This is a genomic window from Streptomyces pseudoechinosporeus (assembly GCF_054783935.1).
Genome location: NZ_BAAGPS010000007.1, coordinates 1 through 11,643, shown reverse-complemented (window position 1 = coordinate 11,643; position 11,643 = coordinate 1). Strand labels below are relative to the sequence as shown.

General features: G+C 70.0%; 11 protein-coding genes and 2 pseudogenes. 5 read left to right on the top strand and 8 right to left on the bottom strand.

Annotated elements, in window-relative coordinates:
- Nucleotides 1–2: 2 nt before the first annotated feature.
- From ACYVO6_RS10230 to ACYVO6_RS10220, 3 genes are all read right to left on the bottom strand, one after another.
- Nucleotides 3–980 carry a carbohydrate ABC transporter permease gene (locus ACYVO6_RS10230; RefSeq protein WP_461059577.1) on the bottom strand — a complete coding sequence of 326 codons (978 nt, stop codon included), beginning with the start codon at nucleotides 978–980 and terminating at the stop codon, nucleotides 3–5.
- Nucleotides 981–989: 9 nt separating this feature from the next.
- Nucleotides 990–2,300 carry an ABC transporter substrate-binding protein gene (locus ACYVO6_RS10225; RefSeq protein WP_461059575.1) on the bottom strand — a complete coding sequence of 437 codons (1,311 nt, stop codon included), beginning with the start codon at nucleotides 2,298–2,300 and terminating at the stop codon, nucleotides 990–992.
- 107 nt (nucleotides 2,301–2,407) lie between these two features.
- Complete coding sequence (locus ACYVO6_RS10220) at nucleotides 2,408–3,523, bottom strand: LacI family DNA-binding transcriptional regulator (RefSeq protein ID WP_461059573.1); 1,116 nt, start codon at nucleotides 3,521–3,523, stop codon at nucleotides 2,408–2,410.
- A gap of 210 nt (nucleotides 3,524–3,733) precedes the next feature.
- Here ACYVO6_RS10220 and ACYVO6_RS10215 point away from each other — a divergent pair, with 210 nt between their 5' ends.
- The gene (locus tag ACYVO6_RS10215; protein ID WP_461059571.1) at nucleotides 3,734–4,573 is read left to right on the top strand and encodes an alpha/beta fold hydrolase; all 840 of its coding nucleotides are present in this window, start codon (nucleotides 3,734–3,736) and stop codon (nucleotides 4,571–4,573) included.
- Nucleotides 4,574–4,587: 14 nt separating this feature from the next.
- Here the strand turns inward: ACYVO6_RS10215 and ACYVO6_RS10210 are convergent, their stop codons facing one another.
- Nucleotides 4,588–5,367, bottom strand: a complete 780-nt coding sequence (locus ACYVO6_RS10210; protein WP_461059569.1) for an SDR family oxidoreductase — start codon at nucleotides 5,365–5,367, stop codon at nucleotides 4,588–4,590.
- On the opposite strand from ACYVO6_RS10210, the pseudogene ACYVO6_RS10205 reads away from it, so the two are divergent.
- From ACYVO6_RS10205 to dacB, 4 genes and pseudogenes are all read left to right on the top strand, one after another.
- A pseudogene (locus tag ACYVO6_RS10205) lies at nucleotides 5,338–5,598 on the top strand (LysR substrate-binding domain-containing protein); the annotation flags it as partial. The gene ACYVO6_RS10210 and the pseudogene ACYVO6_RS10205 sit on opposite strands and share 30 nt — an antisense overlap.
- Before the next feature lie 86 nt (nucleotides 5,599–5,684).
- Nucleotides 5,685–6,836, top strand: coding sequence for an acyl-CoA dehydrogenase family protein (locus tag ACYVO6_RS10200; RefSeq protein WP_461059567.1), 1,152 nt, complete (start codon nucleotides 5,685–5,687; stop codon nucleotides 6,834–6,836).
- Between the two features lie 92 nt (nucleotides 6,837–6,928).
- On the top strand, nucleotides 6,929–7,417 hold the full coding sequence (locus ACYVO6_RS10195; RefSeq protein WP_461059565.1) for a PaaI family thioesterase: 489 nt from the start codon (nucleotides 6,929–6,931) through the stop codon (nucleotides 7,415–7,417).
- 400 nt (nucleotides 7,418–7,817) lie between these two features.
- Nucleotides 7,818–9,155, top strand: coding sequence for a D-alanyl-D-alanine carboxypeptidase/D-alanyl-D-alanine endopeptidase (gene dacB, locus ACYVO6_RS10190; RefSeq protein WP_461059563.1), 1,338 nt, complete (start codon nucleotides 7,818–7,820; stop codon nucleotides 9,153–9,155).
- 160 nt (nucleotides 9,156–9,315) lie between these two features.
- On the opposite strand, the gene ACYVO6_RS10185 is transcribed toward dacB, so the two are convergent.
- The 4 genes and pseudogenes from ACYVO6_RS10185 to ACYVO6_RS10170 all read right to left on the bottom strand — a co-directional run.
- Nucleotides 9,316–10,029 (bottom strand): maleylpyruvate isomerase family mycothiol-dependent enzyme, encoded by a 714-nt coding sequence (locus ACYVO6_RS10185; RefSeq protein ID WP_461059561.1) that lies wholly within the window; start codon nucleotides 10,027–10,029, stop codon nucleotides 9,316–9,318.
- 228 nt (nucleotides 10,030–10,257) lie between these two features.
- Nucleotides 10,258–11,106 (bottom strand): alpha/beta fold hydrolase, encoded by an 849-nt coding sequence (locus ACYVO6_RS10180; RefSeq protein WP_461059560.1) that lies wholly within the window; start codon nucleotides 11,104–11,106, stop codon nucleotides 10,258–10,260.
- A 120-nt stretch (nucleotides 11,107–11,226) separates the two neighbouring features.
- A pseudogene (locus ACYVO6_RS10175) lies at nucleotides 11,227–11,304 on the bottom strand (PEP/pyruvate-binding domain-containing protein); the annotation flags it as partial.
- Between the two features lie 90 nt (nucleotides 11,305–11,394).
- The coding region (locus ACYVO6_RS10170) for an aldehyde dehydrogenase family protein (RefSeq protein ID WP_461059558.1) at nucleotides 11,395–11,643 on the bottom strand (249 nt) is incomplete at its 5' end.

Sequence of the window (11,643 nt, the reverse complement as noted above, 5' to 3'; positions counted from 1 at the left end):
GGTCATCGCGCGCTCCGTTCCCGGCGGCCCGCCCACCGCGTCACCGCGTACGACAGGGCGCAGGTGACGATGAGGAGGATGACGGAGGCCGCGGAGGCGAGTCCGTAGTTGTTGCGGCGGAAGGCCGCGTCGTAGATGTACATGTTCAGTGTGAAGCGGGAGTTGACCATCGGCGTGGCCTGGTTCATCAGCATCGGCTCGGTGAACAGCTGGAGCGCGGCGATCAGGGAGAACATGCACACCATGAGGACGGAGCTCCTGATGATGGGCACCTTGACCAGCAGCGCCGTGCGCACACCGCCCGCGCCGTCGATGCGGGCCGCCTCCAGCACCTCGCGCGGGAGGGCCTGGAGCGCCGCGTAGAAGATCACCATGTTGTAGCCGAGGCCGCTCCACAGGGCGATGTTGACGATCGACGGCAGCACGGTGTGCAGTCCGAGGAAGTCGATGGTGATGTCGGCCTGCGCGAAGAGCTTGATGACCGGGCTGAGGCCGGGGGTGTAGAGGTACAGCCAGATGACGGCGGCGATGATGCCGGGCACGGCGTGCGGCAGGTAGAGCAGCATCTGCGCGGTACGGCGCAGCCGGATCAGGCCCGAGTCGAGCAGCAGGGCCAGCGCGAGGGCGCCGATGACCACGGCCGGGACGAAGATCACGCAGTAGAGGGCGACGGCGCCGAACCCGGAGAGGAAGCTCGGGTCGCTCAGCACCGCGAGGTAGCTGCGCAGTCCGGTGAAGACGGTCTCCCCGCCGCCGAAACCGAGGCCGTCGTGGTCCTCGGAGAAGAAGCTGAGGCCGATGGCGTAGCCGACGGGGACGAGGAACACGGCGACGAGCAGTGCCGTGAACGGGGCCAGCAGCGCGACGCAGGCGAGCGTCTGCTGCCGGCGTCCGGCTCGGCGGGTGCGGACAGGACTCGCGGCCGGCGACGTGGTGCCCGTCTGTTTTCCCGGTTTCCCTGGGGTTATCACTGTGCTCACGGCTGCACCTCAGTGGGTAGTGACCGACAGGCCGAGGCTCTTCAGGTCGGGCAGGGTCTTGCTCTGCGCTTCGCGGAGGGCGTCCAGGATGCTGCCGCTGCCCGCACCGGCCCGCGCGAGCCCGTCGTCGCCGGAGCTGATCGTCGACACCATGCGCGGCCCCCACTTCCAGCGGGGGTCGATCAGCTCGGCTTCCTTCTCGAAGAGACCGAAGATGTCCTGACCCGAGAAGTAGCTGGTGTCCATCTCCTTGCGGGCGACCGGTACCAGGTCGGGCACGGACGGATACGCGCTGCTGATGCCGCTGGAGAGCTTGGCGCGCAACGCGTCCGGGCTGGTGACCATCCAGGAAATGAACTCCATGGCCTCCTTGGGGTGGTTGCTGTCCTTGGTGACCAGGAAGGTCGAGCCGCCCTGGGTGCCGAGAGTCGGCTTCTTCAGGTCCCACTGCGGGAGCGGCGCGATGGCCCATTTGCCCTCACCGCTCGGTGTGGAGGCCATCATCGACCCCGCTGCCCAGGCGCCCGCCAGCCAGCCGGCCGTCTCACCGCTCTGCAGATGCGCCCGCCACTGCTGGCTGGACGCGGGCTCGACACGCACCAGATCGTCGTCCAACAGGCGCTGCCAGTACGCGGTCACCTTGCGGGTGGGGGCGTCGTCCATGGAGATACGCCAGGTCTCGCCGGAGGTGTCGTACCACCGGGCGCCGGCCTGCCAGCTGTAGCTGGCCATGTAGAGAGTGCCGCCGGTGGTGAAGAGGCTGGCGATACGGGAACGGGGCTGGGCCTCCGTGAGCTTGCGGGCCGAACTCTCGAACTCGGCCCAGGTCTTGGGAACGGGGATGTCGTGCTCGGTGAACAGGTCCTTGCGGTACAGGAAGACCATCGGTTCGATGTCGACCGGCACGGCGTAGGTGCGCCCGTCGAAGGTGGTGAGGTCCATCGCCTGCGGCATGATCCTTCGGCGTACCGGGTCGGGCAGCAGGGTGGTGATGTCGCGAGGCACGCCGTCGATGGCGAAACCGGGCAGCTGGGGATACTCGATGGTGGCGACATCGGGGGCGTTGCCGGCCCGTGCGGCGTTGCTGAGCTTGGCCCAGCCGCCCTGGTCGCCCGAAGGAACCTGCTCGAAATCGACTTGGATCTTGGTGTGGGTGCGGTTGTACTCGTCCACCATCTCCTGGCTGCCGCGCAGCGGTGACCAGAAGCTGAGGCGAACCGGCCCGCTCTCGGCGGTTTCGCTGCCGCCGGAGGCGGAGCAGCCCGCCAGCAGCATGGTGAAGATCATGAGCAGTACCGCCGGGCGTCCTCGACCAGGCATGGGCCCTCCCGCGTCCTTGCTGGGGTTATGGGCATCCTGATTGCCGACAGAAAAAAGCGTCAATACACCGAACAGAAGAAACTGAAACGGTCAAACGCTCATGGGCTTCATCCGCTCGACCGGCGGCCGGTCGGCGGCGCGGGCGCGACGGCCGTGGACTCCCTGATGACCAGGCCCGGCAGCAGCTCCAGATGACGGGTGGCGGCGGGACGCAGTCCCTCCCGCGCTGTGTCGAGCCGGCGCAGCAGCAGGTCGACCCCGGTCCGGCCGAGCTCCGCCTTGGGCGGGGCGACCGCCGTCAGCGGGATGGGCCCCATGTCGGCGACCACGTCGTTGTACGCGACCACCGAGCAGCGTCCCGGCACGTCGATCCCCGCGGCCTGCAGCCGCTGCACCAGCACCAGAGCGTCCCGGTCGCTGTGGATCAGCACCGCCGTCGCGTCGCTGTCCCCCACGACCTCGGCCAGATCCTCCGCCCGCGGGTCGGCCACGCTCGGGTCCGGCCCCGCGGTACGCGAGCTGAGGATCGTACGGCAGCCCTTGGCCAGCCCTCGTGCGGCGGTCTGCTCGGCGAACTCGGCGCGGATCACGCGAGCGGTCGGGCTGTCGTCGCGCGCCGCCAGTACGATCCGCCGGTGCCCGAGGCGAGCCAGGTGCCCGAGCGCCAGATGCACGCCGTACGCATGGTCCGAACGCACGCAGTCCAGCGAGTAGATCGCGCTGGTCCGCGCCGGGCGCCGCTCCACCAGCACCGTCGGGACATCCAGGGCGGACAGCCACGAGTGGTCCGCCTCCGCCTCGGCCTGCGTGCGCCAGTGCGGCGACAGCAGCAGCCCGCGCGCCCCCGCGTCCAGCGCCTGGCGCACCGCCTCCCGCTCCGCTCCGCCCTCGTCGGCGGCGAGGTGCAGGGCGAGCCGCAGGCCGGCCTTCTCCGCGGCCTCCCGTGCGCCCTGCACGGCCTCGGTGAGGTAGGTGTTGCGCTCGGAAACGATCATGGCGACCGCGTCGCCCCCGGCGGCACTCTCCTCGGGCACCGGCCGCAGCGAACGCGCCACCCCGTGCCCGCGGCGCACTTCTCCGCGCTGGGCCAGCTCCTCGACGTCCCGGCGCAGGGTGACGACGGAGACGCCGAGCTCGTCGGCGAGATCGGTGATCCGCGCGACACCCCGGTCCCGCACCACCTCCGCGATCCGGTCCTGCCGCTTCTGCGCCGACTCCCGCATGTCCCCACCGCTTCCGTTCGCGTCGGCCGCGCCGCCTGGTCGCGACCGCACGGCGGCTTGCGCGATCGAATTCGCGCGATGCGGCCATGATAGCGATCAATCGATCAGACGGGTGGGGCGGTCCCAGGGTGGCGGTCCGGGTGGACAGTCCTGAGCATGCCCGGAAAAACCCAGTTGCCCTCTCCGAACGCCGCTGACAGGGTCTCGGCCATGCCTGCCTTCTCCGCGTACGACGGAACCCAGCTCGCCTACCACGTGCTCGGAGACGGCCCGCCGGTGATCTGCCTGCCCGGAGGCATGCAGAACTCGGTGTATCTCGGCGACCTCGGTGGACTGTCCGCGCACCAGCAGTTGATCAGGCTGGACCTCCGGGGCACCGGCCACTCGGCGACACCGCAGGACACTGCCTCCTACCGCTGCGACCGGCTGGTCGACGACGTGGAGGCCCTGCGCGAGCACCTCGGCCTGGAACGGATGGACCTGCTCGCGCATTCCGGCGGCGCGAATCTGGCGGCGCAGTATGTGACCCGTCATCCGGAACGGGTCGGCAAGCTCGCGTTGATCACGCCGAGCGTCATGGCCGTCGGCCTTACGATCACCGGCGACACCCGGCTCGAGATCGCACGGCTGCGTCAGGACGAGCCGTGGTTCGCGGCGGCGTTCGCGGCCCTGGAGGCGATCGTGGCGGGCCGGGCCACCGGCGACAGCTGGCAGGCCATCGCGCCGTTCTCGTACGGCCGTTGGGACGAGGCGGCGCAGGCCCACCAGGCCGCGGAGGCCGGGCAGCGGAACATGGAGGCCGCGAGCGCCTTCGCCGCCGACGGCGCGTTCGACCCGGACGCCACCCGTACGGCGCTCGCACGGTTCGGGCCGCCGGTACTGCTGCTCGCCGGGGAAGTCGATCTGGCGGCCCCTCCTCCCGTGATGGCCGAGTTCACCGGGCTGTTCCCGAACGCCAAGCTCGTCGTCCAGCCCGGAGCCGGACACTTCCCGTGGCTCGACGACGCCGACCGGTTCGTGGCAACCACCACGGCGTTCCTGTCCGACTGACCCGTCCGCAGGGCTTACGCGGTGAGCAGCTGGTCCTGCTCGGTGGGCGGCGTTCCGCCGTACCAGGGCAGGGCCTTGCCGAAGCGGACCAACTCCCCGTACAGGGCGGGGTCCACGCGCTCGGCGAGCACCAGATCCAGCACGGCCCGTGCGGCCTCTGCGGGGGTCTGGGCGTGGCTGTAGTCGCTGAACCAGGGCCGGGAGGCCCGGGTGTCGACCATGCCGGGGCAGACGGAGGCGATCAGGGTGTCGTCGGCGAGGTCCCGCTCACGGCGTTCGGCCGCGACCGCGCGTACGGCGGCGGCCTGTGCCACCTTCGACGGCACGTTCAGCCAGCGAGGCCAGCTTGCCTCCTCCGCCGTCCTGCTGTGGATGGCGCTGCGCCAGGACTCGACGGCGTACTCGACCTGATCGAGGGACGCGCCGTCGAACAGGGAGCGCAGCCGGGGATCGAGGTGGCCGAGAGTTCCCAGGGTGCTGGCGACGACGATCAGACGGCCGCCGGGGCGCAGCACCGGGCCGAAAGAGCGGAGGACCGCGTGCGTGGCACCGTTGGACACATCGAGGAACGCGTCGGCCTGCTCGGCCTGCGACCTCTCGGGCAGCAGCGGGGCGATGGCGTTGGAGATCACCACGTCCACTCCACCGGGCCGGTCGCGAAGTTCCTCCGCCAGTGCGGAGATGGCGTCGGCGTCCGCGACGTCCAGGACCCGGCCCTCGACCCGGCTGCGCGTGCCGGGCGACCATACGACCTCATGGGCGGCTCCTTGGACGAGCGGCCCGAGATCGCCCACACCGCCCGCGACTGGCTGGCCAAACTCCAACTCGTCGCCGCCGGCTGCGGACTGACCACCGTCCCCGCCGTACTGGGCCCGGCCGCACCCCCGGGCGTACGCATCCTGCCGGTCCGCGGCGGCCCCCAGGAACAGCGGCGCCTGCTGCTGGCGCGGCTCCCGCACCCGCCGACCGAGCCGGTCGCCCACGTCGCGGACGCCCTCCGCGCCGCGGCCGTCGACACCCAGTAGGTGTGGGGTGGAACTGGCCCGCATCCGCTAACATAGAATAATTAGATAGATGAATCGGCGGATTTGGCGAGCTGCGAGGAGTGGCCGTGGACTTCGGGCTGACCGACGAGCAGGACCTGTTGCGCGCGACGGCACGGCAGTTCGTCGCCGACGTGTGCCCCGCCGAGAAGGCCAAGCAATGGGACGAGGAGGGCGTCGTACCGCCCGAGCTGTTCGCGGGGATGGCCGAACTCGGCTGGTTCTCGCTGCCGTTCCGTGAGGACGAAGGGGGTGACGGCGGCGGACCGCTCGAGCTCATCCTGATCGCCGAGGAGCTCGGCCGGGCCAGCTTCGACGTCGCCATGTGCTACATCGGGGTGCTCATCCCCGGCATCACGGTGTTCCGCTGGGGCAACGAGGCGCAGCGCGACTTCATCCGCGAGCAGGTCATGACCGGGCGCCACCGGCTCGCCGTCGGCCTCAGCGAACCGGACAGCGGCTCCGACGCCGCGGCGCTGCGCACCACCGCCGAGGACCACGGCGACCACTTCCTCGTGCGCGGCCAGAAGGCCTGGTGCACGGGCGGCGGACTGCCGGACACCACCATCGCGACCTATGTGCGTACGGGCCCCCGCGAGCCCAAGCACGGCGGCATCAGCCTGCTGCTCGTCGACCCCACGGCCGAGGGGGTCGAGGTGCGCCGAACGCCCACACTGGCCCGGCACATCCTGGGCACCAACGAGGTCTTCTTCAGCGACGCCCTGGTGCCGAAGGAGAACCTGGTCGGCCCGCGGGACGAGGGCTGGAAGGTGATGCTCTCCAACATCGAACTGGAGAAGGTGATCATCACCGGCGGCTATCTGGGCGCCGCCCAGGCCACGTTGGACGAGATGCTGGAGTACGCGCGCACCCGGCATGCCTTCGGCCGGCCCATCGGGAACTTCCAGGCGCTCGCCCACGCCATGGCCGACCTGCAGACCGAGATCGACTCCGCCCGGCTGCTCGCCTACCGCGCGGCCTGGCTGCTGGCCCGGGGCAAGCCGTGCACCAGGGAGGGCTCGATGGCGAAGCTGAAGGGCTCGGAGACGTACGTGGCCGCCGCCCGGCTCGGGATGCAGGTGTGTGCGGGGCACGGCTTCTCGACGGAGAGCGTGATGAGCTTCCGCTACCGGGAGTCGATCGTGGCCACCATTTCCGGGGGGACCAGCCAGATCCAGCGGAACGGCATCGCCCGCAGCATGGGCCTGCGGTCCTACTGAGTGTGCGGGGCTACTGAGTTCGAGTTCCCGCCGATGCCGGCCCTTGTCCTGGACGTCACCCGGCCGTCAACGCGCGCCGCGATCCTGTGGCAATGGACATGACGGCACTGGCCCGAACGCTGCTCGAGCCCATCCCGGCCCATCGCACCGCCGGTATCGAAGTGCTCCGGGCCGCCGACGGCATGGCCGAGGTGGCGCTGGAGACACCCAAGGAGCTGACGAACGTCATCGGCTCACTGCATTCCAGCGGCCTCATCGCCCTGATCGACGCGGTCGGGCTGGCCGCGATCATTGCCACCAGCGAGCGCAGCGAAGAGATGGAGGACGTCGTCCCCCTGGGCACGGCGGCGTCCCTGGAGTTCCTGGCGCCGGCCCGAGGCCGCCTCCTGGCCACCTGCCGCCTGAGCGACGAGGCCCGCCAAACCCTGCGCCGACTCCTGTCGGGCGAGACCGATCGAGCACGCCTCTCCACCCGAGTGGGGGTCACCGACGCGGAGGGTACCCCGGTGTGCCGGGGCAGCTTCGACTGGAGCATCCGCCGCATGCCACGCAATGCCCCGTACGGAAGCACGCACAGATAGCTACAGGCACCGAGTAGAACATGACGCGTCACCGATCCACTTCCGGTGCCGCGTTCACGGCCGCGTGACAGTACACGCCGACAACCACGCCACCGACACAAGCCGCATGAGCGAGCACGGCAGATCCCGTCGCGGACGAAGCCGAACCAACTCGCCCCGTGACTACACCACTCGGCGGTACATCCCTGTGCCACCGCGCCACCGTGCCGACGTGGCGCGGACCCGCCCGGCGACGCAGCTCGAACGGGAAGTCCCGTCTGGGCACATGTGACCCAACGTTCGCAGTTCTTTCACAAGTACTCATCCGTAACAGTAGTTACGTCAACTACCTTCGCTCTTGAGTTTGCACTTTCAAGCTTTCGAAGCTGTTCGCACATCCCCTATCCACCGAGGCCCCCACATGCCCAACTCCCCCCGTGCCGCCACCGTCGGCGGCCGTCACCGCAAGCGCAAAGCGATGAGCCCCACGGTCCGCCGAGCACTTGTGGTCGCCGCGACCGCCCCCGTCGCCGGAACCGTCCTGGCCGCACCGTCCGCCTTCGCCGCCGACAAGGCCGTCGCGAAGAACACCGTCACCGAACTCGACCCGGCCGAGCAGAAGATCGCGGACAACCTCAACACGCGGATCCAGGACCCGCGCCTTGGCAGCGACCTCAGCGGTGTGGTCCTCGACGCCAAGTCGGACAACGTGATCTGGGGCCACAACGCGACCACCGCGTTGATGCCTGCGTCCAACACCAAACTCGCCACCGCCACGGCCGCGTTGACCGTTCTCGGCCCCGACCACCGGTTCACGACCAAGGTCGTGTACGGCGACGGCACGCTCACCCTCGTCGGCGGGGGCGACCGCACGCTGACCACCGACGACCTCGACGCGCTGGCCAAGACCGCGGTCGCGGGCCTGAACAACGCGGGTCTCACCTCGGTGAAGGTCCGCGTCGACGACAGTCTCTTCGCTGAGCCCACCCTCGCCACCGGCTGGAACAGCGGCTACTACCCGACCGAGGTCACGCCGGTCCGGCCCCTGGTGGTGGACGGAAACACCGTCACGGACACCTCGCTGGATGCCGGGCAGGTCTTCGCGAAGCTCCTCGCCGACCGGGGCGTCACCGTCAGCGGTGACGTCGCCCGCGGCGTGGCCGGGACCGGAGACGTCCCTGTGGCCCAGCACCAGTCCGACAAGCTGTCCACGATCGTGAAGCACATGCTCAAGGTGAGCGACAACAACATCGCCGAGACGCTGCTGCGGATGACCGCGCTCGGCGCCGGCCGCCCGGCCACGTTCGAGGACGGGACGGCGGTCGTACGGGATGTGCTCAGCCAGACGTACGGCGTGTCGATGGACAACTTCGAGATGCACGACGGCAGCGGGCTGTCCCGCTCCACCCGGATCCCGGCCCAGACCCTGGCGGACATCCTCGACCTGACCACCGACCCCCGCTACAGCCAGACCCTGAAGTACATCGCGGACGGTCTGCCCGTCGCGGGCGAGGCAGGCGCCACCCTGGGGCCCGAGTTCGGCCGGTTCGACACCCCGGACTCCGAGTGTGCCGTCGGGGAGGTCAAGGCCAAGACCGGCACCCTCAGCGGCGCCGTAGCCCTGAGTGGCATGACGCAGGCACAGGACGGGCGCTGGAAGGTCTTCTCCTTCGTCGAGAACGGCTCCACGGCCAACACGAACGACATCAAGGACGCCCTGGACGGCCTCGCCGCGACGGTCAACGGCTGCTGGGCGTAACTCCCGCGGCGCACACCGGCGTTGGGTGAACGCCGGCTGCCCTGCAATGTGCCCCCTGTGCGATGACTCGTCGCACAGGGGGCAGGTCCGTGGTGCGCGGTCGGCAGCCGCAGACAGAGGATCGCCCTGGTGTCGCGGCTGTCCCGGTGCGCGCGGGGCGTCAGAGCCACGACGGCAGCACCGGCAGGTCGCTTGTCGTGTCGAGGCGTGCGCCGGACGCCCGGCCGGCCAGCCAGGCGAGGAGGTCGGCGGGCTCCCCGGACACCACGGGGCCGCCGGTGCCGAAGCGGGCGAGTTCCTCGCCGTCGCTGTCTCGCAGCGTGAAGTCCGGCACGCCCTCGGCGGCGGCGTAGTAACCGAGGACGTCGTCCAGCACGATGCTCCGCGCGGTCGCGGGGATGTCGGCGACGTCGTAGCCGACATCCAGGTCCACGTGGTGCAGTTCGAGTTCGCGCAGCCGGATCACCAGGATGCGGCGCGGAGTGCACAGCTCCCCTGTGAACGGCCTGATCGTGGCGTTCCAGGCAGGCGCGGGCAGTTCCTCGACGGTCCGCTGGAAGTGCGTCGCGGTCTCCCGTACGTCCATCACCAGGTCGGCGGCCGGGCGGTGGGCGCCTGCCTCGATCTCGGCGTCGCGGGCCTGCCGGTTCGCGTACTGCGGGGTCTCCACACCCGTGCGCGCCCACTCCATGAGGCGTTCCAGAGCCGGCACCTGACGCGCCAGGTGGCTCAGGACGTGGCCGCGGGTCCAGCCGGGGAGCCGGGACGGAGCCGCGATGTCGTCGTCACCGAGCGCGCCGAGGTCGGCGAGCAGCCGGTCCGCGGCGGCGCCGATCTCCCGGAAGGTCGCTGCGGTGGGTTCCAGTTCCTTCAACGTACTTTCTCCACAGGGCTCTTGAACGCGAGAGGCGGACGGGGTCGTCGCAACCCAGCGTCTCGGGAGAGGACGCTAATGGACCCGGAGTCGAGGGTTTCGGTGCACGGGTGGGACAGGGTGCCCGCGGATGTTCCGAAACCCCCGCCGAACGCGAGCCGGAGTGAGCCGACCGGGCTCGGCCGGCTCTTCCGGTAGTCCGGTCGGCCGTCACCGGAAGACCTGCGGTCAGGTCAGCTTCGCGACTGTGTCCGCCACCTGCTCAGGTATGGACAAGAACGGTGAGTGGGAGGCGTCGAGCGCTACGACCGAGGTCGGGTTGTCCGGGAAGGCGACGTCGGCGTCTGCGATGAACTTCTGCTGGAGGGCCGGTCGGATTGCCATGTCTCGTGCACAGGTGACGTAAGTGCGGGGAACGGAGCCCCAGCCCTCGCGGGTCAGGCTGGTGGCGCCGAGGGCGATGCCGGCCGGGGCGTCGGGTGTCAGCAGCCCGATGGCGGCATCGGCGACGGCTTGGTCGACGTCTCCGAAGAATGCGTCCCGCAGCTGCTGACGGTAGGCGGCGTCGTCCGATGCGAGGTCGAATCGCAGCGCTCCGATCGCGGCGGGGTCGGCCCGAAGGGAGGGGCCGAGGAGTTCACCGGCATTCTCGGGACTCTGGATGTAGGCGACGGCCGGGATGTCCGAGGCCGGCATGAACGCGGTCAGGTACACCGCGTGAGCAACCAGTTCAGGGTGTTGCTGTGCGGCCCGCGTCAGGACCGTGCCGCCCATGCTGTGGGCCACCACAGTGACCGGTCCACCGCGACCGAGCTGTTTGATCTGTGAAACAAGCAAGTCACCTGCCTGGTCGAGGTCAACCTCGGCAACCGGCGATACTTCCGTGGCCAGGGCGGCAGAGTCGAACGGGCGTCTGGTGAGGCACTCCGGCCGTCGGGCGCGCAGCCCGTGGCCGGCCAGGTCCACCGCGAGAGCCGGGCGACCGGCCGCCGCCACGTGGGCGATGACCTCGCTCCAGCACCAGGAGCCATGCCAGTAACCGTGGACGAACAGCAGCGGAGTCGGATTGGCGGCCATGGCCACTCCTTCGGGACGAGGGAGCCACCCCCGGATCAGGCAGAAACCTCGCTCTGCTCTCGGAAGGGGCTGTGCGGGCAAGAGGGTCAGATCATTGAAGGGCCCATGAACCGTACGGTGGTCGATGCCGTTGCGCTGGCGGTAGGTCACGGCCCGCTCGGTGAACAGCGAGGCCCAACACCGGCTGACGTGCCGCAGGAGCGCGGGGGATGGCCTTCCTTCGGATCCCGCCGTCCGTGGCGGCGGGATCCGAAGGCCGCCGGGTGCCCGACGTACGCGCGTCAGGACCTATCCGGCCACGGCCGGGTATCCGGCCACGGGCGGGAGGATGGACTTCACCTGGAAGTACGCCATCAGGCCTTCGAGACCGTTCTCGCGGCCGAGGCCGCTGGCCTTGTAGCCGCCGAACGGTGCGGCGCTGTCCATGTAGTAGCCGTTGATGCCGACGGTGCCGGTGCGGATGCGCCGGGCCAGTGCCGTGCCCCGCTCGATGTCGCCGGTCCAGACGCTGCCCGCCAGGCCGTACTCGTTGTCGTT